Origin of the sequence: Streptococcus sp. C150 (genome assembly GCF_000187445.1) — a bacterium.
Taxonomy (GTDB): domain Bacteria; phylum Bacillota; class Bacilli; order Lactobacillales; family Streptococcaceae; genus Streptococcus; species Streptococcus raffinosi.
Window position 1 is genome coordinate 410,590 of record NZ_GL698449.1, and the last position, 20,725, is coordinate 431,314.

16 protein-coding genes and 1 pseudogene are annotated in these 20,725 nt (G+C 38.6%); 14 read left to right on the forward strand and 3 right to left on the reverse strand.

Going from position 1 to position 20,725, the window contains the following annotated elements:
• The first annotated feature begins 18 nt into the window (after window positions 1–18).
• The 8 genes and pseudogenes from ftsZ to ileS all read left to right on the forward strand — a co-directional run bounded on the left by ftsZ (window position 19) and on the right by ileS (window position 7,843).
• Window positions 19–1,341: a cell division protein FtsZ gene (gene ftsZ, locus HMPREF0848_RS02015; protein WP_008534281.1), complete on the forward strand. Its 1,323-nt coding sequence runs from the start codon at window positions 19–21 to the stop codon at window positions 1,339–1,341.
• A gap of 2 nt (window positions 1,342–1,343) precedes the next feature.
• Complete coding sequence (locus HMPREF0848_RS02020; RefSeq protein WP_008534282.1) at window positions 1,344–2,027, forward strand: YggS family pyridoxal phosphate-dependent enzyme; 684 nt, start codon at window positions 1,344–1,346, stop codon at window positions 2,025–2,027.
• A gap of 4 nt (window positions 2,028–2,031) precedes the next feature.
• Complete coding sequence (locus HMPREF0848_RS02025) at window positions 2,032–2,613, forward strand: cell division protein SepF (protein WP_008534283.1); 582 nt, start codon at window positions 2,032–2,034, stop codon at window positions 2,611–2,613.
• 3 nt (window positions 2,614–2,616) lie between these two features.
• Window positions 2,617–2,874, forward strand: coding sequence for a YggT family protein (locus HMPREF0848_RS02030; protein ID WP_008534285.1), 258 nt, complete (start codon window positions 2,617–2,619; stop codon window positions 2,872–2,874).
• On the forward strand, window positions 2,874–3,677 hold the full coding sequence (locus HMPREF0848_RS02035) for a YlmH family RNA-binding protein (protein ID WP_008534286.1): 804 nt from the start codon (window positions 2,874–2,876) through the stop codon (window positions 3,675–3,677). The genes HMPREF0848_RS02030 and HMPREF0848_RS02035 overlap by 1 nt, the downstream gene beginning before the upstream one ends.
• A 52-nt stretch (window positions 3,678–3,729) precedes the next feature.
• A pseudogene (locus tag HMPREF0848_RS02040) lies at window positions 3,730–3,894 on the forward strand (DivIVA domain-containing protein); the annotation flags it as partial.
• Window positions 3,895–3,921: 27 nt separating this feature from the next.
• The gene (locus tag HMPREF0848_RS02045) at window positions 3,922–4,797 is read left to right on the forward strand and encodes a DivIVA domain-containing protein (protein WP_008534288.1); all 876 of its coding nucleotides are present in this window, start codon (window positions 3,922–3,924) and stop codon (window positions 4,795–4,797) included.
• Window positions 4,798–5,044: 247 nt separating this feature from the next.
• The gene (gene ileS / locus HMPREF0848_RS02050) at window positions 5,045–7,843 is read left to right on the forward strand and encodes an isoleucine--tRNA ligase (RefSeq protein WP_008534290.1); all 2,799 of its coding nucleotides are present in this window, start codon (window positions 5,045–5,047) and stop codon (window positions 7,841–7,843) included.
• A gap of 90 nt (window positions 7,844–7,933) precedes the next feature.
• Here the strand turns inward: ileS and nrdF are convergent, their stop codons facing one another.
• The 3 genes from nrdF to nrdH all read right to left on the reverse strand — a co-directional run bounded on the left by nrdF (window position 7,934) and on the right by nrdH (window position 11,515).
• Window positions 7,934–8,893, reverse strand: a complete 960-nt coding sequence (gene nrdF, locus HMPREF0848_RS02055) for a class 1b ribonucleoside-diphosphate reductase subunit beta (protein ID WP_002887602.1) — start codon at window positions 8,891–8,893, stop codon at window positions 7,934–7,936.
• A gap of 146 nt (window positions 8,894–9,039) precedes the next feature.
• Window positions 9,040–11,199 (reverse strand): class 1b ribonucleoside-diphosphate reductase subunit alpha, encoded by a 2,160-nt coding sequence (gene nrdE, locus HMPREF0848_RS02060; protein ID WP_008534292.1) that lies wholly within the window; start codon window positions 11,197–11,199, stop codon window positions 9,040–9,042.
• Window positions 11,200–11,290: 91 nt separating this feature from the next.
• On the reverse strand, window positions 11,291–11,515 hold the full coding sequence (gene nrdH / locus HMPREF0848_RS02065) for a glutaredoxin-like protein NrdH (RefSeq protein ID WP_008534294.1): 225 nt from the start codon (window positions 11,513–11,515) through the stop codon (window positions 11,291–11,293).
• Between the two features lie 321 nt (window positions 11,516–11,836).
• Here nrdH and acnA point away from each other — a divergent pair, with 321 nt between their 5' ends.
• From acnA to HMPREF0848_RS02095, 6 genes are all read left to right on the forward strand, one after another.
• On the forward strand, window positions 11,837–14,500 hold the full coding sequence (gene acnA, locus HMPREF0848_RS02070) for an aconitate hydratase AcnA (protein WP_008534296.1): 2,664 nt from the start codon (window positions 11,837–11,839) through the stop codon (window positions 14,498–14,500).
• A 1-nt stretch (window position 14,501) separates the two neighbouring features.
• Window positions 14,502–15,626: a citrate synthase gene (locus HMPREF0848_RS02075; RefSeq protein ID WP_008534297.1), complete on the forward strand. Its 1,125-nt coding sequence runs from the start codon at window positions 14,502–14,504 to the stop codon at window positions 15,624–15,626.
• 13 nt (window positions 15,627–15,639) lie between these two features.
• Complete coding sequence (gene icd / locus HMPREF0848_RS02080) at window positions 15,640–16,815, forward strand: NADP-dependent isocitrate dehydrogenase (protein ID WP_008534299.1); 1,176 nt, start codon at window positions 15,640–15,642, stop codon at window positions 16,813–16,815.
• Window positions 16,816–17,074: 259 nt separating this feature from the next.
• Window positions 17,075–17,338, forward strand: a complete 264-nt coding sequence (locus HMPREF0848_RS02085; protein WP_002884015.1) for a phosphocarrier protein HPr — start codon at window positions 17,075–17,077, stop codon at window positions 17,336–17,338.
• 4 nt (window positions 17,339–17,342) lie between these two features.
• On the forward strand, window positions 17,343–19,076 hold the full coding sequence (ptsP, locus tag HMPREF0848_RS02090; protein ID WP_008534302.1) for a phosphoenolpyruvate--protein phosphotransferase: 1,734 nt from the start codon (window positions 17,343–17,345) through the stop codon (window positions 19,074–19,076).
• Window positions 19,077–19,287: 211 nt separating this feature from the next.
• A complete protein-coding gene (locus HMPREF0848_RS02095; RefSeq protein ID WP_008534303.1) occupies window positions 19,288–20,721 on the forward strand; it encodes an NADP-dependent glyceraldehyde-3-phosphate dehydrogenase in 1,434 nt (477 codons plus the stop codon).
• The last annotated feature ends 4 nt before the right edge of the window (window positions 20,722–20,725 follow it).

Genomic DNA, 20,725 nt, shown 5'->3' on the forward strand with positions numbered 1-20,725 from the left:
AAAAAGCGAGGAAATAAAATGAGTTTTTCATTTGATAGCGCATCTGTTCAAGGTGCGGTCATTAAAGTTATCGGTGTCGGTGGAGGTGGCGGAAACGCTATCAACCGAATGATTGAAGAAGGTCTTTCTGGTGTTGAATTTATCGCAGCTAATACTGATATTCAAGCGCTCAGCTCTTCAAAAGCAGAAACTGTTATCCAATTGGGCCCTAAATTGACCCGTGGACTTGGTGCCGGAGGTCAACCTGAAGTTGGTCGTAAGGCGGCTGAAGAAAGTGAAGAAACACTTACAGAAGCACTTACAGGATCTGACATGGTATTTATCACTGCCGGTATGGGTGGAGGTTCTGGTACAGGAGCAGCTCCAGTAATTGCACGTATTGCCAAAAGCTTAGGTGCATTGACAGTTGCAGTTGTAACACGTCCGTTCGGATTTGAAGGTAACAAACGTGGTGCTTATGCGGTTGAAGGTATTCAAGAGTTGCGTGAGCAAGTTGATACACTTCTTATTATCTCAAACAACAATCTTCTTGAAATTGTTGATAAGAAAACCCCGCTTCTTGAAGCCCTTAGCGAAGCAGATAATGTTCTCCGCCAAGGTGTCCAAGGTATTACGGATCTTATCACTAATCCAGGATTAATTAACCTTGACTTTGCTGATGTGAAAACAGTTATGGCAAACAAAGGTAATGCGCTTATGGGTATTGGTATTGGTTCTGGTGAGGAACGTATTGTTGAAGCTGCACGCAAAGCAATCTTCTCTCCACTTCTTGAAACTACTATTGATGGTGCAGAAGACGTAATCGTTAACGTAACTGGTGGTCTTGATATGACTCTTACAGAGGCTGAAGAAGCTTCTGAAATTGTTGGCCAAGCAGCTGGTAACGGTGTTAACATTTGGTTGGGTACATCAATTGATGATACATTGAAAGATGAGATTCGCGTAACTGTTGTTGCCACAGGAGTTCGTCAAGATCGTGCTGATAAAGTAGCGGGAGTGAAAGCTCAACCTCGCAAAGTGACATCAGTACCGTCACAACCAGCAGCACCTGTTCAGCAAGCAATTCAAGAAGAACAACGTCCAGTTTCTCAACCTTCATTTGAACGTCAACCAAATTTTGACTATAATGAAACACCTTCAATGCCTCAAGCAGGGGTTCGTCCTGCAGCGGCAGCATCTCAACAAGAGCAGTCTGCTTTTGGAAACTGGGACTTAAGACGTGATAATATCTCACGTCCTGAAACTGGCCAATTAGATAGTCAGTTGACTATGTCTACATTTTCAAGTGAAGTTGAGGATGATGATGAGTTGGAAACACCACCATTCTTTAAAAATCGTTAATAATGACTATAGAAGAAAATAAAAATAATGTTTATCAAGCGGTAAAGGCAGCTTGTGAGAAGGCTAATCGCTCTAGTGATGAAGTCAATATTATTGCCGTAACCAAATATGTCTCTAGTGATATTGCTGAAGAATTGGTTAAAACAGGAATTAAACACATTGCTGAAAATCGCGTGGATAAATTCTTAGATAAGTATCAAGCTTTAAACAATTATGATTTGACCTGGCACCTTATCGGTACCTTACAGCGTCGAAAAGTAAAGGATGTTATTAATTTAGTTGATTATTTTCACGCCTTGGATTCTGTAAAATTAGCAGAGGAAATTCAAAAGCGTGCCAATCATACGATTAAATGTTTCCTTCAAGTTAACGTTTCAGGTGAGGAATCAAAACATGGTTTTTCGCCTGAAGAACTTGATACAGTTCTAGACCAAATTAAAAATCTTGATAACATTTGTATTGTTGGACTAATGACAATGGCACCAATTGATGCAGATAATCAAGAACTTGATGAGATTTTCTCACAGACAAATGAACTTAGAAAATCAATTCAAGAGAAAAAAATAAAGAATGTTCCTTGTGATCAATTAAGCATGGGGATGAGTCGAGATTTTGATGAGGCAATTCAAAATGGATCAACCTTTGTCAGAATCGGCAGTGCATTCTTTAAAGAGAACGGAGATTAACCTTATGGCATTAAAAGACACAATTGATAAAATTGTTTCATATTTTGATACCGACGAAGTAACCGATTATGAAGATGCTGCAAAAGAAGAAGAGAAAAAACGTCCTGTAAAAGTGCAGAGACCAGTGCAGACACAACCTCGTCAGCAACGTCAACCTGAGCGTTCACAGGCAACAGTTCCTCCTCGTCGTCAACATGTTAACGCAGACTTGCAGGAAACACAAGTTCTTCGTAGTTTACCTTTGAGTCGTTCACAAGCAAATCAGGGACCACATCAAATGAGTACAACAAAAACAACAATTGCAATTAAATATCCTAAGAAATATGAAGATGCTCAGGAAATTGTAGAACTTTTGATCGAAAATGAATGTGTTTTGATTGATTTTCAGTATATGTTAGAGGCACAAGCTCGTCGTTGTCTTGATTTCATTGATGGTGCAAGTAAAGTACTTACTGGGAATCTTCAAAAAGTTGGCTCTTCAATGTACTTGCTTACACCAATCAATGTCGTTGTTGATATTGAAGAGATTGGTTTGGCACACGGTAATCAAGAAGCTAACTTTGACTTTGACATGAAGAGACGTTAAGCAATGTCTATATTACTATATGTTATTTGGGCACGTGTCGTTAACGTTGCAGAGATACTTCTTGTTGTCTACGCTTTGTTATCTTGGTTTCCAGGAGCCTATGACACAAGCCTTGGAAGAATCATTAGACAAATTGTTAATCCGATTCTTGCGCCATTTCGTCGTCTGAATCTGGTCTTTGCTGGTGTTGACTTTTCAATCATCGTAATCGTTCTTTTGTTGAATTTTTCTCTCACTATTCTTAGGAATATTCTATTCTGATGTCAGAAAATAAAAATATTGAACAGCATTATTCGTTAGATGAACGTCCTTTTTTAGAAAAGGTCAGGGGATTTTGCCAATTGGTTGAAGATAGGTATAGTCCTTATTTGACTGATTTCTTAAATCCCCGTGAGATTCAAATTGTTGAAGATTTAGCAAATTACTATCAATTAAAATTCTTTGTAAGTTCAAATCTTGAGACGGAGGAGTACAGAAGAGTTATTATAGCTCCGGATTATTATGAGCTTTCTGATGATGACTTTGAGATTAAGCGGTTAGAGGTTTCTTATGCAAGACAGTTTAACACCTTGACTCATCCAAAAGTTTTGGGGACTTTGATTAATCAACTTGGACTTGAACGACAAGTATTTGGTGACATCATTATCAATGACGATGGACGTATTCAATTTTCGATAGCATCTCACCTAGCAAACTATGCTATAATGACTATCAAAAAGATTGGTAATGTTTCCGTTACACTTAAGGATGTTAGTGAAGGGAATTGGATTACAAATCAAGAAAACTACTCACATTCTTTTGTTTTACTTTCTAGCATGCGTCTTGACAATGTGTTAGCAACCGTGTTAAATTTATCACGCTCTAGGGCCTTGAAGCTGATTTCATCTGGTAAAGTCAAATTAAATTATAGACAAGTTGAGAAGGCTGACCAGTTGATTACTATTGGTGATATGATTTCGGTTCGGGGTTTCGGTCGATTTCGATTGGCCGAACAAGAAGGATTTTCAAAATCTGGTAAAGCTAAAGTCACTATTAATAGCATGTTGAGACGAAGAAAAAAGTAGGTATTTAGTTTAAAATCATTAGAGATGGTAATGTAAATAGAGGAGATCTGTAATGGCAATTACAGTACTTGAGATTATCGAAAAACAGTTTACAACTAAATTTCGTGGCTACAATCAAGAAGAAGTAGATGAATTTCTTGATATTATCGTAGATGGTTATGAAGAATTAGTTCATGAAAATCGTGAACTTGCTGCTCGTGTAAAAGAGCTTGAAGAAATGGTAAAAAAATAAAGGAGGCCTGTAATGGCAATCACAGCACTTGATATTAAAGATAAACAGTTTACAACTAAATTTCGTGGATACAATGAACAAGAAGTAGATGAATTTCTTGATATTATCGTTGATGATTATGAAGATTTAGTTCGTGATAATCGTGAGCTTGCTTCTCGTGTAAAAGAGCTTGAAGAAAAATTGGCTTATTTTGATGAAATGAAAGAATCACTAAGCCAATCAGTTATCTTGGCTCAAGAAACAGCTGAAAAAGTTAAAGCTTCAGCAGCTGACGAATCAGCTAACTTGATTAATAAAGCTAACTTCAATGCAACGCATTTGGTTGAAGAAGCTAAATCTAAAGCATCTGAAATTCTTCGTGATGCTACTGATGAAGCGAAACGTGTCGCTATTGAGACAGAAGAGCTTAAACGTCAAAGTCGTGTTTTCCATCAACGTCTTTTGGCTGCAGTTGAAGGTCAACTTAGCTTAGCAAGTGCTCCAGAGTGGGGTGAATTGTTGCAACCAACAGCTATTTATCTTCAAAACTCAGATGCTGCCTTTAAAGAAGTTGTTGAAAAAGTTTTGGACGAACATGTCCCAGATTCAAATGATGCAGCTTCATTTGATGCAACGCGTCAATTTACTCCTGATGAAATGGCTGAACTTCAACGTCGTGTTGCTGAAAGTAACAAGAAAGTCGAAGATTTCTCTAATCAAGAATTTGAAGAAACGAATGAAACTGTTTCGACCCCAGTTGATTTCGGTAACTCAGATTCTTTCGATAGCGAAGCAGCAGACTTTCCAACTTCTACACCAGTAGATGAAGATTTTGATTTTCAACCTGAAACAACAGGTGAAGTAAACCTTAACGAAACACAAACTTTTAAATTGAATATTGGCGAATAAGAAAAATAAAACTTACCAAGTATATTTTCAGCGAGTGGGAGATGGTGTGAGTCCCACATTCCCTATTTGGCCGGTTATCATTTTCTTTGGTTCTGACTGAATCAAGTAAGTTAGAAGGATGGTCCTCCTTACGGACATATGAGGGAGCAAATTTATATTTGCTCTAAACAAAGGTGGTACCACGAGCTTTCGTCCTTTTTGATGAAGGCTCTTTTTATTTTGTAAATTATATTGAAGAGGAGATAGAATGAAACTTAAAGAAACCCTAAATCTTGGTAAGACAGCTTTTCCGATGCGTGCTGGACTTCCTAATAAAGAACCTCTCTGGCAAAAAGAGTGGGAAGATGCTAATATGTATCAACGTCGTCAAGAATTGAACCAAGGAAAACCGCACTTCACCCTTCATGATGGCCCTCCGTATGCCAATGGTAATATTCACGTTGGACATGCCATGAATAAAATTTCCAAGGATATTATCGTTCGTTCTAAATCAATGTCTGGTTTCTATGCACCCTATATTCCTGGATGGGATACTCATGGGCTTCCAATCGAACAGGTTTTGGCTAAAAAAGGTGTGAAACGTAAAGAAATCGAACGCTCTGAATACCTTAAAATGTGTCGTGACTATGCGCTTTCACAAGTTGACAAGCAACGTGAAGATTTCAAACGACTTGGTGTCTCAGCTGATTGGGATAACCCATATGTAACTTTGACACCTGACTATGAAGCTGCACAAATTCGTGTCTTCGGTGAGATGGCTAAAAAAGGTTACATCTACCAAGGTGCGAAACCAGTTTACTGGTCATGGTCATCAGAATCAGCGCTTGCTGAAGCAGAAATCGAATACCATGATTTAGTTTCTACATCTCTTTACTATGCTAATAAAGTTAAGGATGGTAAAGGCGTATTGGATACCGATACCTATATCGTTGTATGGACAACTACACCATTCACTATTACAGCGTCTCGAGGCTTGACAATGGGAGCTGATTTTGATTATGTAGTTGTTAAGCCTGCTGGATCTGACCGTAAATATGTTGTGGCTTCTGAGCTATTGCCAAGTCTTTCTGAAAAATTTGGTTGGGAAGATGTTGAAGTACTTGCAACTTACCAAGGAAAAGAATTGGATCAAATTGTAACCGAACACCCATGGGATTCAGAAGTTGATGAATTGGTTATCCTTGGTGATCACGTTACACTGGATTCTGGTACTGGTATCGTCCATACAGCGCCCGGTTTTGGTGAAGATGACTATAACGTAGGTGTTGCCAATGGCTTAGAAGTTGCTGTAACGGTCAATGAACGTGGTATCATGATGGAAAATGCAGGTCCTGATTTTGCAGGTCAGTTCTATGATAAAGTTGTACCAACAGTCATTGATAAACTTGGTGATCTCCTTCTTGCCAAAGAAGAAATCTCTCACTCATACCCATTTGACTGGCGTACCAAAAAACCAATTATCTGGCGTGCAGTCCCTCAATGGTTTGCATCTGTATCTAAATTCCGTCAAGAAATTTTGGATGAAATTGAAAAAGTTAAATTCCATTCAGAATGGGGTAAAGTTCGTCTTTACAACATGATTCGTGACCGTGGAGACTGGGTCATCTCTCGTCAACGTGCTTGGGGTGTTCCACTCCCAATCTTCTATGCTGAAGATAAGACACCAATCATGACTGAGGAAACGATTGAACATGTAGCTAAACTTTTTGAAGAGCATGGATCGGTTATTTGGTGGGAACGTGATGCTAAAGATCTTCTTCCAGAAGGTTTCACACATCCAGGTTCACCAAACGGTGAGTTTACTAAAGAAAATGATATTATGGATGTGTGGTTTGACTCAGGTTCATCATGGAATGGTGTTGTCGTTAATCGACCTGAATTGACTTATCCAGCTGACCTTTATCTTGAAGGTTCTGACCAATACCGTGGTTGGTTTAACTCATCACTTATCACATCAGTTGCCAATCATGGTGTCGCACCATATAAACAACTCTTGTCTCAAGGTTTTGCCCTCGATGGTAAGGGTGAAAAGATGTCTAAATCACTTGGAAATACGATTGCTCCTAGTGATGTTGAAAAGCAATTTGGTGCAGAAATTCTCCGTCTTTGGGTAACAAGTGTTGATACGACCAATGATGTCCGTATCTCAATGGATATCCTTAGCCAAGTATCTGAATCTTACCGTAAAATCCGTAACACGCTCCGTTTCTTGATTGCTAATACATCAGACTTCAATCCAACAACTGATGCTGTGGCCTTTGAAGAATTGCGATCTGTGGATCAGTACATGACTATCCGATTCAACCAATTGGTTAAGACCATTCGTGACGCTTATGCAAACTTTGAGTTCTTGACTATCTACAAAGCTTTGGTTAACTTTATTAATGTAGAGTTGTCAGCTTTCTATCTTGATTTTGCTAAAGACGTGGTTTACATTGAGAGTGCAGATTCTCTTGAACGTCGTCAAATGCAAACAGTCTTCTACGATATTCTTGTTAAGATCACAAAACTCTTGACTCCAATTCTTCCTCACACTGCTGAAGAAATCTGGTCATATCTTGAATTTGAAACTGAAGAGTTTGTTCAATTGTCAGAGTTGCCAGAAGCAGAAGCTTTCGAAAATCAAGAAGCAATCCTTGAAAAATGGAAAGCATTCATGGATTTCCGTGGTCAAGCTCAAAAAGCTTTGGAAGAAGCTCGTAATGAGAAGGTTATCGGTAAATCACTAGAAGCTCATTTGACTATTTATCCAGATGCTGAAGTTAAAGAACTTCTTGAAGGTTTGAATACAAATCTTGCTCAACTTTTGATTGTTTCAGCATTGACTATTGCTGAAGGTGATGCTCCTGAATCAGCTGTGAACTTTGAAAATGTTGCCTTCACTGTAGAACGTGCTTCAGGTGAAGTTTGTGACCGTTGTCGTCGTATTGATCCAACTACCAAGGAACGTAGCTATAATGCAACAATCTGTGATCACTGTGCTAGCATTGTTGAAGAAAACTTTGCTGAAGGTGTAGCAGAAGGCTTTGAAGTTAAAGCAAAATAAGCTAAAAAGAGTTCAGATTGAACTCTTTTTCTATTTGTTTTTCGAATATAGTATTGAAGACAAGAAAAAACTAGCTCAGCTAGTTTTTTCTTATAGTCCGTAGTTATAATCATCGTCTTGCATAGCTTCCACAGTACCAAGAAGGTAACCATTACCAACTTGAGAGAAGAAGTCGTGGTTGGAAGTTCCTGTAGAAATACCATTCATAACGATTGGGTTAACATCGTTTGCACTATCTGGGAAAAGTGGATCTTGTCCTAAGTTCATGAGGGCCTTGTTGGCGTTGTAACGAAGGAAAGTCATGACTTCTTCAGTCCACCCAACACCATCATAGAGAGACTTAGTATAGAGCTCTTCATTTTCATACAATTCATAGAGAAGGTCATACATCCATTCACGGAAGCTTTCTTGCTCCTCTTCAGGTAATTCATTAAAGCCAAGTTGAAATTTATAGCCAATATAGGTCCCGTGAACAGATTCGTCACGGATAATCAATTTAATGATTTCAGCTACATTAGCAAGCTTATTATTACCCAGATAATATAGAGGTGTGAAGAAGCCTGAGTAGAAAAGGAAGGTTTCAAGAAAAGTTGATGCAACCTTTTTCTGAAGTGGTGTTCCATTCTCATAGATGTCGTTTATGATTTTTGCTTTGGTCTGCAAGTATTCGTTACTATTGGTCCACTCGAAAATATCTTCAATTTCAGATTTAGTGTTCAAAGTTGAGAAAATAGAAGAGTAGGATTTTGCGTGAACAGATTCCATGAACTGAATGTTGTTCAAAACAGCTTCTTCATGGGGTGTACGAACATCGGCACGAATAGCTTCAACACCTGTTTGTGATTGCATAGTATCTAGTAAGGTCAAGCCACCGAAGACTTTTCCGACCAAATCTTTTTCTTCAGCTGAAAGTTTACGCCAATCATCAAGGTCATTTGAAAGTGGAATACGTGTATCTAACCAGAATTGTTCAGTCAATTTTTCCCAGGTAGATTTATCAATCGCATCTTCGATTTCATTCCAGTTAATGGCTTTATAGTAAGTTTCCATTAGAAACCTCTTTCTTTATTGATATCGTTTCTATTTTATCATAATTCAAAATCATGACATAGCTTTTTGAGTTTATCTATTAAAAAAGTCGGCGAACCGACCTTTTTAATACCCTTTATGAATAAGAACAGTGATATTTTAGAGTGTTAAATAACACAACTTTCACACTGGTTAGAGCCAACTTCCTCCCCGTCGTCTGTATAAGTACGAATGTAGTAAATTGACTTGATTCCTTTGTTAAAGGCATAGTTACGAAGGATAGAAAGGTCACGAGTTGTTTGTTTATTTTCTGTTTTCCATTCGTAAATTTCTTTTGGTAGTTCACTACGCAAGAAAAGTGTTAATGACAAACCTTGATCCACATGTTCAGTAGCAGCAGCATAGACATCAATCACTTTACGCATATCCATGTCGTAAGCTGAAGTGTAGAAAGGAATAGTGTCTGTTGAGAGTCCGTTAGCTGGATAGTAGATTTTACCAATTTTCTTCTCTTGACGTTCTTCAATACGTTGTGTGATTGGGTGGATAGAAGCAGAACAGTCGTTAATATAAGAAATTGATCCATTTGGTGCAACTGCCAAGCGGTTTTGATGATAGAGACCATCTTTCTTAACTAACTCACGAAGCTCTTCCCAATCTTTTGCTTGCGGAATGAAGTGGCCATCGAACAGTTCTTTAACACGGTCAGATTTAGGAACATACTGTCCTGTAACGTATTTATCAAAGTAAGAACCATCGGCATATTTGGATTTTTCAAAACCAACAAAGGTTTCTTGACGTTCACGGGCAATATTGTTAGATTCAACCAAAGTCCAGTAGTTCATAAGCATGAAGTAGATATTAGTGAATTCAACAGATTCAGGGCTACCGTATTCAATGTGGTTTTTAGCAAGGTAAGAATGGAGCCCCATGGCACCTAAACCAAAGGTATGAGCTTGTTGGTTACCATTTTTTATAGATGGTACAGCTTCGATGCTAGAGCTATCTGTAACAAAAGTAAGTGCTCTCGTCATAGCCTTGATAGAACGTCCAAAGTCAGGCGATGTCATCATGTTAAGGATGTTAGTAGATCCAAGGTTACATGAAATGTCTGTACCGAGTTTGACAAATTCTTGTGCATCGTTCAGTTCACTTGGTGTTTGAACTTGGAGAATCTCAGAACAGAGGTTGGACATGACGATCTTACCATCAATTGGGTTATGTCTGTTAGCTGTATCAACATTGACGATATATGGGTAACCAGATTCTTGTTGGAGTTTAGAAATTTCAGTTTCTAGCTCACGTGCATTAATCTTAGTTTTTGTGATATTGGGATTGGCAACCAATTCATCGTACATAGCTGTGATGTCGATGTAGTTAAATGGTTTACCGTATTCTTTTTCGACAGAGTAAGGGCTGAAGAGATACATTTCTTCATTCTTACGTGCCAATTCGTAAAACTTATCAGGTACGGTAACGCCTAGTGATAATGTTTTGACACGAACTTTTTCATCGGCATTTTCTTTTTTAGTAGAAAGAAAAGCTAAGATATCTGGATGGAAGACGCTAAGATAAACAACTCCAGCACCTTGACGTTGACCAAGTTGGTTTGAGTAAGAGAAACTATCTTCAAAGAGTTTCATTACTGGTACGACACCAGAAGCTGCACCAGCATACCCCTTAATAGGAGCACCAGCTTCACGTAGGTTAGAGAGACTAATACCTACCCCACCACCAATACGTGACAACTGTAGGGCTGAGTTAATAGAACGTCCGATAGAATTCATGTCATCCGTTACTTGAATAAGGAAACATGAAACAAGTTCTCCACGACGGCTACGCCCAGCATTCAAGAAGGAAGGAGTAGCAGGTTGATAACGTTGGTGAATCATCTCATTAGCAAGATCACTGGCTAGATGTTCATCGCCGTCAGCAAAGTAGAGGGCATTAAAAAGAACACGGTCCTCAATACTTTCAAGATAAGCCTGGCCATCATTAGTTTTTAAAGCGTATTGTTGATAGAACTTGTAAGCCGACATAAATGATTGAAAACGAAAATTTTGAGAGTAAATTTCCGCAGACAATTTCTCAATGAAGGCAGGTTCGTATTTCCCAATGAATTCAGACTCGATATAGTCATTTTCAATCAAGTAATTAATTTTTTCTGTGATGCTGTTGAATGCCATTGAATTTGGCTTAACATTTTCAAGGAAAAAGGCATGAAGGGCTTCTTTATCCTTGTGCAAAGGTATTTGACCGTTAATTGGACGGTTGATTTCATTATTGAGGCGGAAATAAGAAACATCGCCAAGATTTTTTAAAGACATAATACTGATACCAAACTTAGTTTAATGGTTTATTAAGATTTATTCCTTAAACTAAGCAAACAAGTTCCTTTCTATAATGAAAACTTGAGAGTTAGAGAATTTCTTTAAGTTTTGCAGGTTGAAATCCCGAAAAGACGATATCACCGGATTCAATAACTGGAGCAGCTGTGAAACCAAGGCTTTTTACATAATCAATTTTCTCTGGATGCTCATCAATGTTGATTTCTTCGAAATCAGCATTCTCCTTTTCTAAGAATTTTTTTGTCATTTTGCATTGCATGCAGTTGTTTTTTGAAAACAATGTAATCTTTGCCATTGCAAATACTCCTTTTAATAATGAATTTAAGTGACTAAAGGTCACTTTTGGAACTCTAATAGAATACCCAAAATATAGGGAAAAATCAAGAGGTTGAACCGAAAAAAATACAATATTTTGTGTTTAGTATTCAAACACAACCCCATATATTGTGTTTTTAAGCCTTTTTAAAGTTTTTTGACACCAGTCAATATTTATTGGAAAAAGGAGTCAACTAACTAATTATGTGAGTTTTTGTGACATAAAAATGCCAATTTCATTTGTATTTTAGAAAAAATAGATATAAAATAAAAAAAACTTTTAACTAATGGAGGTTCTAGTATGCAAGAATATTGCTCAAATCTGACTGTAAAAGATCAAGACTTTACGTTTTATGATATTGAAAAAGTTGCGACAAAGCAGGGTGTTACGGTAGAAAACCTACCCTATACGATTAGAATATTACTTGAAAGTCTTTTAAGAAAAAAGGACGGTGTTGATGTTACAGAATCTCACATTAATAGTATCTTGAAATTTCCGAATATTTCGATAAATTCGGAAGTTCCTTTTAAACCAAGTCGTGTTATTCTTCAAGACTTTACCGGAGTTCCTGTTGTTGTTGATTTGGCATCCATGCGTGATGCAATCGTAGCGAATGGAGGAAAGGCAGAACTTATTAATCCAGAGATTCCTGTGGACTTGGTGATTGACCACTCTGTTCAGGTAGATTCTTATGGTTGTAGTACGTCTCTTGAAGATAACATTAATTTGGAGTTTAAGCGTAATAATGAGCGTTACGAATTTCTTAAGTGGGCTGAACAATCCTTTGAAAATTATCGTGCCGTTCCACCTGCAACAGGTATCATTCACCAAGTTAATATCGAATTTTTAAGTGACGTTATTATTGAAAAAGATGGGCTTCTGTATCCAGATTCTATGTTTGGTACAGATAGTCACACAACTATGATCAATGGTATCGGTGTTCTTGGTTGGGGTGTCGGAGGAATTGAAGCCGAAGCAGCAATGCTTGGTGAAGCATCTTATTTCCCAATCCCAGAGGTTATAGGTGTTCGTTTGACAGGAGAACTGCCTAAAATTGCGACGGCAACCGATTTGGCCCTCAAGATTACTCAGGTGCTTCGTTCTGAAAATGTTGTTGGTAAATTCGTTGAGTACTTTGGTCCTGGTTTGAAGAGTTTATCTCTAGCTGACCGTGCTACAGTGGCTAATATGGCACCGGAATATGGTGCGACCTGTGGTTATTTCCCAATTGATGAGGAAACCTTAAACTACATGCGTTTGACCAACCGTGATGAGCAACATATCAAGGTGACAGAAGCCTACGCTAAAACTAACCATCTTTTCTATGATCCTAGCAAAGAAGCTACCTATACCAAGGTTGTTGAAATTGATTTGTCATCCATTAAACCTTCGATTTCAGGTCCAAAACGCCCACAAGACTTGATTCTCTTATCCGATGCTAAACAAGAATTCCAGGATGCTGTAGTTCGAGAAGCAGGTGTCCGTGGTTTTGGTCTTGATCGTGAGGAATTAGAAAAGACGGCTCAAGTTGATTTTGAGGAACATTTAGAGACGATTCAGACTGGTCATGTGGCAATAGCAGCGATTACGTCATGTACCAACACTTCAAATCCTTACGTTCTTATGGCTGCGGGTCTTTTAGCTAAAAAGGCTGTTGAAAAGGGGCTCAAAGTCTCTCCAACAGTCAAGACCTCTTTGGCGCCAGGATCTAAAGTGGTTACAGGTTATCTCAAAGCTTCAGGCTTGCAAACATATTTGGATAAACTTGGCTTTAATTTAGTTGGTTATGGTTGTACGACATGTATTGGTAACTCAGGAGATCTACGACCAGAAGTGGCTAAAGTTATTTCTGACAATGACTTGTTGGCAAGTGCTGTTTTATCAGGAAACCGTAACTTTGAAGGACGTATCAATCCTCTGGTTAAAGCAAATTTTTTAGCTAGCCCACCTTTGGTTGTTGCTTATGCCTTGGCTGGTAACACCAATATTGATTTGACTACTGAAGCTCTTGGGGTTGATGAAAATGGCAAAGCTGTCTATCTAGAAGATATCATGCCATCTCGTGATGAAATTGAGTCATATGTTGATAAATTCGTGACTCGTCAACTCTTCCAAGATGAATATGCCAATGTCTTTTCAGACAGTGCGAAGTGGAATGCTATTCCAACTGAGCAAGGTCAAAATTATAAATGGAATCTAGAATCAACCTATATCCAAAACCCACCTTATTTTGATTGCTTGGGAGACGACTTGTCCATTAAACCACTGACTGATTTGAAAGTTTTAGCGAAATTTGGAGATACAGTAACAACTGACCATATTTCTCCAGCTGGTAATATTGCCCGAAATAGTCCTGCAGCGAATTATCTCTCTGAACACGGAGTGGATTATCAGGACTTTAATTCCTATGGTAGTCGTCGTGGAAACCATGAAGTGATGATGAGAGGAACTTTTGCTAATATTCGTATCAAAAATGAGTTGGCTGAGGGTAAAATTGGTGGATATACTAAATATGATGGTGACATCATTCCTATTTATGATGCGGCTATGAAATACAAGGAAGCCAATCAAGACACGCTTGTGATTGCTGGTAAAGACTATGGAATGGGTTCGAGCCGTGACTGGGCAGCCAAAGGTGCAAATCTCCTTGGTGTAAAAGTAGTTCTTGCTGAGAGCTTTGAACGTATCCACCGTTCAAACTTAGTGATGATGGGCATTTTGCCAGTTCAATTTATGGAAGGAGAATCAGCTGAGTCTCTTGGTTTGACAGGACAGGAGACATTTAGCTTTGATCTTTCGGAAAATCCTGGTGTCCACGATGTTATCACAGTAACAGCTAAAACGTCTTCTGAAACAAAAACATTTAAGGTACTAGTTCGTTTTGATGCAGACGCTGATATTCGCTACTATAAGAATGGTGGTATTCTACCAATGGTTGTTCGAAAAAAATTGAAGGGAGCATAATATGACAACAGTTGAAACAAATGGTCTGAAGGATATGATTGCTTGTAATACACGTATTTCGTCTATTATTGATGATCATTTATCCTATGCAGGCTATGATATTTCAGAATTTATGGATAATAAAGCTTCTTTTGAGGAAATCATATATCTCTTGTGGAATGGGCATCTACCAACTCAAATGGAACTTAAATATTTTGAAGCGGAATTGCGTAAGAATTATGATATTTCGGATGCGGTTGAGCAATGTATTCTCATACAATCAAGGCCTCATTTGCATCCCATGAGTGTTTTGCGTTCTACAGTCTCATTATTAGGGGTATATAATGTTCATGCTGAGGAGCGCTCCCTGGAAGCCATCTATCAACAAAGTATTGAATTGATGGCTAAGTTGCCAACAATTATTACAACATTCGCTCGTTTAAGGACGGGTCAGATGCCTGTGAAACCACGTGAAGATTTAGGCTTTGCGGCAAATTTTCTTTACATGCTGAATGGGGTTGAACCATCTACTATTGAAGTTGAAGCTATGAATAAGGCTTTAATTCTTCATGCAGATCATGAGTTGAACGCCTCAACCTTTGCAGCGCGTGTTTGTGCTTCAACCCTTACAGATATTTATTCTTGTGTTACGACAGCTATTGGAGCGTTAAAAGGCCCTCTCCATGGTGGTGCTAATGAGCGCGTCTTTGATATGCTAAATGAAGTCCATGAATCTGGTGATGTTAGTGCCTATCTGCAAGAAAAGCTGGACTCTAAAGAAAAAATCATGGGATTTGGACATCGTGTTTATAAAAAACAGGATCCTCGAGAAATATTCTTGAGAGATATGGCTAAGAAGTTGACTGAGAATACGGAAAATCAAGAGTTCTTTAATATGTCGCAAGAGATTGAGGAATTCATGAAAATTAAGAAAGGTTTGATTCCCAATGTCGATTTTTATTCAGCGACGGTTTACCATTCTTTGGGTATCGATAGTGATATCTTCACGCTCATCTTTGCAATGAGTCGTGTCGCAGGATGGATTGCACATATTCAGGAGCAACAAAAAAATAATAAATTGATTCGTCCACGTTCTCAATATATTGGACAAGAAAACTTAACTTATATTCCTTTAGAAAAACGTTAGTGAGGAAAAATCTATGGCAGAAAAAATCAAAATGGGAAATGGTCACCTAGAGGTTACTGATAATCCTATTATTCCTTATATTGAAGGAGATGGTGTTGGTCGTGATATTTGGAAAAATGCTCAAACCATCTTCAATAAGGCTGTAGAGGTAGCCTATGATGGTAAGCGTCAAATTGAGTGGCAAGAGCTTCTAGCAGGAAAAAAGGCTTTTGACAAAACAGGAGAATGGTTACCTCAAGCTACTTTAGAAGCTATTCGAGACAGTTTGGTAGCTATTAAAGGTCCTCTTGAAACGCCAGTTGGTGGTGGAATCCGTTCTTTAAATGTTGCTCTACGTCAGGAACTTGACCTCTATGCCTGCGTTCGTCCAGTTCGTTACTTTAAAGGAGTGGTAAGCCCTCTTAAAGAACCAGAAAAAACGGATATTACTATTTTTCGTGAAAATACCGAAGATATCTATGCAGGTATTGAATGGGAAGCAGGAACGGAAGAGGTAAAGAAAGTCATTGCTTTTCTGCAGAAAGAAATGGGTGTGACTAAAATTCGTTTCCCAGAGTCAAGTAGTATCGGTATTAAACCAATTTCAATTGAAGGAAGTAAACGATTAATTCGTTCAGCAATTGACTATGCACTCAAGAATAATCTCAAAAAAGTAACCCTAGTCCACAAAGGCAATATTCAAAAATTTACTGAGGGCGGTTTCCGTAAATGGGGTTACGAGGTGGCACAGGAAGAGTATAAAGAGGACCTACTTGCTGGTCGTTTAGAGATTAACGATATCATCGCAGATAACTTCCTACAACAAATTCTTCTAAATCCAGGAAAATTTGATGTGGTTGCCTTGACCAACTTGAATGGTGATTATGCCAGTGATGCCTTGGCCGCACAGGTTGGTGGTATCGGAATTTCCCCTGGAGCCAACATTAACTATCAAACTGGCCATGCTATTTTTGAAGCGACACATGGAACGGCTCCTGATATTGCAGATCAAGACAAGGCAAATCCATGTTCGGTACTATTATCTGGGTGCATGCTCTTAGATTATATCGGTTGGTCAGAAGCTGCTCAATTAATCACTGCTGCTATTGAAAAAACATTTCAAGAGGGTATCTTTACAGCTGACCTTGCATTTGAAAAAACAGCTTTTTCAACAAGTGATTTTAGTCAAAACATCTTAAATCGTATCTAAACGCTAACTTAGCCTTTATGAAAATATCCTATGAAAATATAATGAAAAACTTTTCGAATTTATCTTTATTTCTGTAACAAATAGTTAAAAGAGAGAATAAAATCTTGAAAGGACATGACTAAATGAGAAGAAACCCTTAGGAAATTTTTCATAAAGTATGTTTTAACCTTGATAATATGAATTAGCTATGTTATAATTCTAAATTGTAAGGGTTATCATCGATAACTCAAATATTCCAAATTAAGAAGGAGAATCCATTATGGCTTCTAAAGATTTCCACATTGTAGCAGAAACAGGTATCCACGCACGTCCAGCTACTTTGCTTGTTCAAACAGCAAGCAAATTTGCTTCAGATATCACTCTTGATTACAAAGGTAAAGCAGTTAACCTTAAATCTATCATGGGTGTTATGAGCCTTGGTGTTGGTCAAGGTGCTGACGTAACTATCTCTGCAGAAGGTGCTGATGCTGACGATGCAATCGCAGCAATCGCTGAAACAATGACAAAAGAAGGATTGGCATAAGAATATGACAGAAATGCTTAAAGGAATCGCAGCATCTGACGGTGTTGCAGTTGCTAAGGCATATCTGCTTGTTCAACCGGATTTGTCATTTGAAACTAATATAGTTGAAGATACAAGTGCAGAAGAGGCTCGTCTAGATGCTGCTCTAGCGGCGTCACAGGACGAGCTTTCTGTTATCCGTGAAAAAGCAGTTGAAAGCCTTGGTGAAGAAGCGGCAGCCGTATTTGATGCTCACTTGATGGTTCTCGCTGACCCAGAAATGACTGGTCAAATCAAAGAAACTATCCGTGCTAAACAAGTTAATGCTGAAGCTGCTTTGACTGAAGTAACTGACATGTTCATTGCAATTTTTGAAGGTATGGAAGACAATCCATACATGCAAGAACGTGCAGCGGATATTCGTGACGTTACAAAACGTGTGCTTGCTAACTTGCTTGGTAAGAAATTGCCAAACCCAGCAACAATTAACGAAGAATCAATCGTTGTTGCTCATGATTTGACACCATCAGACACTGCTCAACTTAACAAACAATTTGTTAAAGCTTTTGTCACTAACATTGGTGGACGTACAAGTCACTCAGCTATCATGGCTCGTACACTTGAAATCGCAGCTGTTCTTGGTACAAACAATATTACTGAACTTGTAAAAGATGGAGACATTTTGGCTGTTTCAGGTATTACTGGTGAAGTTGTGATTAACCCAACTGAAGAGCAAATTGCTGAGTTTAAAGCAGCTGGTGAAGCTTATGCTAAACAAAAAGCTGAATGGGCTCTCCTTAAAGATGCTCAAACAGTAACAGCTGATGGTAAACACTTCGAGTTGGCTGCAAACATTGGTACACCTAAAGACGTTGAAGGTGTTAACGATAATGGTGCAGAAGCTGTTGGTCTTTATCGTACAGAGTTCTTGTACATGGACTCTCAAGACTTCCCAACTGAAGATGACCAATATGAGGCATACAAAGCGGTTCTTGAAGGTATGAATGGTAAACCTGTTGTCGTTCGTACAATGGATATCGGTGGGGATAAAGAACTTCCTTACTTCGATCTTCCTAAAGAAATGAACCCATTCTTGGGTTACCGTGCATTGCGTATCTCAATTTCTGAAACTGGTAATCAAATGTTCCGTACTCAATTGCGTGCTTTGCTTCGTGCATCTGTTCACGGTAAATTGCGTATCATGTTCCCTATGGTTGCTTTGTTGAAAGAGTTCCGTACTGCTAAAGGTATTCTCGAAGAAGAAAAAGCTAAATTGATTGCTGAAGGTGTTGCTGTTGCAGACAACATTGAAGTAGGTATCATGATTGAAATCCCAGCTGCAGCTATGCTTGCTGATCAATTTGCTAAAGAAGTTGATTTCTTCTCAATTGGTACAAATGACCTTATCCAATACACAATGGCTGCTGACCGTATGAATGAACAAGTTTCATACCTTTACCAACCATATAACCCATCAATTCTTCGTTTGATCAACAATGTTATCAAAGCTGCGCATGCTGAAGGTAAATGGGCTGGTATGTGTGGTGAAATGGCTGGTGACCAAACAGCTGTTCCTCTTCTTGTCGGAATGGGCTTGGATGAGTTCTCTATGTCAGCTACATCTGTTCTTCGTACACGTAGCTTGATGAAGAAACTTGACACAGCTAAGATGGAAGAATACGCTAACCGCGCACTTACTGAATGTTCAACAATGGAAGAAGTTCTTGAACTTTCAAAAGAATACGTTAACGTAGACTAATAAGAAAAAAGTGGAAGCTTGTGCTTTCGCTTTTTTTGCATAGACAAAATAATTGACTCATTGTCTTTTTAGGAGTAGAATACGTCTAACCTAGGTTAAGAACTTTAATTATTTTTTGTCAAAATTTTCTGAATAATCCTTGTTTTAATCTTGGAATATTTGGAAAAAAATGATAGAATAGGTTTTATAATAGATAAAAGGAGTTACTATCTTGGCTAAACAATACAAAAACTATGTCAATGGTGAGTGGAAAACATCTGAAAATTCAATTACTATCTACGCACCTGCAAACGGTGAGGAACTTGGATCAGTTCCAGCTATGAGCCAAGCTGAAGTAGACGAAGTCTACGCAGCAGCTAAAGCAGCACTCCCAGCATGGCGTGCGCTTTCATACGCTGAACGTGCAGCTTACCTTCATAAAGCAGCTGATATCTTGGAACGTGATGCTGATAAGATCGGTCGAGTTCTTTCTAAAGAAATTTCTAAAGGTTTGAAATCTGCAATTGGTGAAGTTGTTCGTACTGCTGAAATTATCCACTATGCAGCTGAAGAAGGTTTGCGTTTGGAAGGTGAAGTACTTGAAGGTGGTGCCTTTGATGCTGGTAGCAAGAAAAAAATCGCTGTTGTTCGTCGTGAACCAGTAGGTCTTGTCCTTGCTATTTCACCATTCAACTATCCAGTAAACTTGGCTGGTTCTAAAATTGCTCCTGCCTTGATCGCTGGTGACGTTGTTGCCTTCAAACCACCAACACAAGGTTCTATCTCAGGTCTTCTTTTGGTTGAAGCATTTGTTGAAGCTGGTATCCCTGCTGGTGTCTTGAACTCAATCACAGGTCGTGGTTCTGTTATCGGTGACTACATCGTTGAACACAAAGCAGTTGACTTTATCAACTTTACAGGTTCAACTCCAGTTGGTGAAAACATCGGTCGTTTGGCAGCAATGCGTCCAATCATGCTTGAGCTTGGTGGTAAAGACTCAGCTATCGTTCTTGAAGATGCTGACCTTGACTTGACTGCTAAAAACATCGTGGCAGGTGCCTTTGACTACTCAGGTCAACGTTGTACAGCTATCAAACGTGTTCTTGTAATGGATAGCGTTGCTGATGCATTGGTAGAAAAAGTAACTGCTTTGGTTGCAAATATCACTGTTGGTATGCCTGAAGAAAGTGCAAGTGTTACACCACTTATCGATACTAAATCAGCTGACTTTGTACAAGGTTTGATTGATGATGCTGTTGAAAAAGGTGCTGCTGCTAAAACTGAATTGAAACGTGAAGGAAACCTTATCTATCCAACAGTCTTTGACCATGTAACAACAGATATGCGTGTTGCTTGGGAAGAACCATTTGGTCCTGTATTGCCATTCATCCGTGTATCTTCAGTTGAAGAAGCAATCAAGATTTCTAACCAATCTGAATATGGACTTCAAGGTGCTGTCTTTACACAAGATTACCCACGTGCATTTGCTATTGCTGAACAACTTGAAGTTGGTACAGTTCACATCAATAATAAAACACAACGTGGTACAGATAACTTCCCATTCCTTGGTGTTAAAGGATCTGGTGCCGGTACTCAAGGTGTGAAATACTCTATTGAAGCTATGACTCGTGTGAAATCAACAGTATTTGATATTGCAAAATACTAAGTGT

Coding starts and splice junctions, on each gene's coding strand:
- ftsZ (WP_008534281.1), top strand. CDS start 19: ATGAGTTTTTCATTTGATAGCGCATCTGTTCAAGGTGCGGTCATTAAA.
- nrdF (WP_002887602.1), bottom strand. CDS start 8,893: ATGGAAACTTACTATAAAGCCATTAACTGGAATGAAATCGAAGATGCG.
- HMPREF0848_RS02030 (WP_008534285.1), top strand. CDS start 2,617: ATGTCTATATTACTATATGTTATTTGGGCACGTGTCGTTAACGTTGCA.
- nrdE (WP_008534292.1), bottom strand. CDS start 11,199: ATGTCTTTAAAAAATCTTGGCGATGTTTCTTATTTCCGCCTCAATAAT.
- HMPREF0848_RS02020 (WP_008534282.1), top strand. CDS start 1,344: ATGACTATAGAAGAAAATAAAAATAATGTTTATCAAGCGGTAAAGGCA.
- HMPREF0848_RS02025 (WP_008534283.1), top strand. CDS start 2,032: ATGGCATTAAAAGACACAATTGATAAAATTGTTTCATATTTTGATACC.
- HMPREF0848_RS02075 (WP_008534297.1), top strand. CDS start 14,502: ATGACAACAGTTGAAACAAATGGTCTGAAGGATATGATTGCTTGTAAT.
- ileS (WP_008534290.1), top strand. CDS start 5,045: ATGAAACTTAAAGAAACCCTAAATCTTGGTAAGACAGCTTTTCCGATG.
- nrdH (WP_008534294.1), bottom strand. CDS start 11,515: ATGGCAAAGATTACATTGTTTTCAAAAAACAACTGCATGCAATGCAAA.
- HMPREF0848_RS02045 (WP_008534288.1), top strand. CDS start 3,922: ATGGCAATCACAGCACTTGATATTAAAGATAAACAGTTTACAACTAAA.
- ptsP (WP_008534302.1), top strand. CDS start 17,343: ATGACAGAAATGCTTAAAGGAATCGCAGCATCTGACGGTGTTGCAGTT.
- HMPREF0848_RS02085 (WP_002884015.1), top strand. CDS start 17,075: ATGGCTTCTAAAGATTTCCACATTGTAGCAGAAACAGGTATCCACGCA.
- HMPREF0848_RS02035 (WP_008534286.1), top strand. CDS start 2,874: ATGTCAGAAAATAAAAATATTGAACAGCATTATTCGTTAGATGAACGT.
- icd (WP_008534299.1), top strand. CDS start 15,640: ATGGCAGAAAAAATCAAAATGGGAAATGGTCACCTAGAGGTTACTGAT.
- acnA (WP_008534296.1), top strand. CDS start 11,837: ATGCAAGAATATTGCTCAAATCTGACTGTAAAAGATCAAGACTTTACG.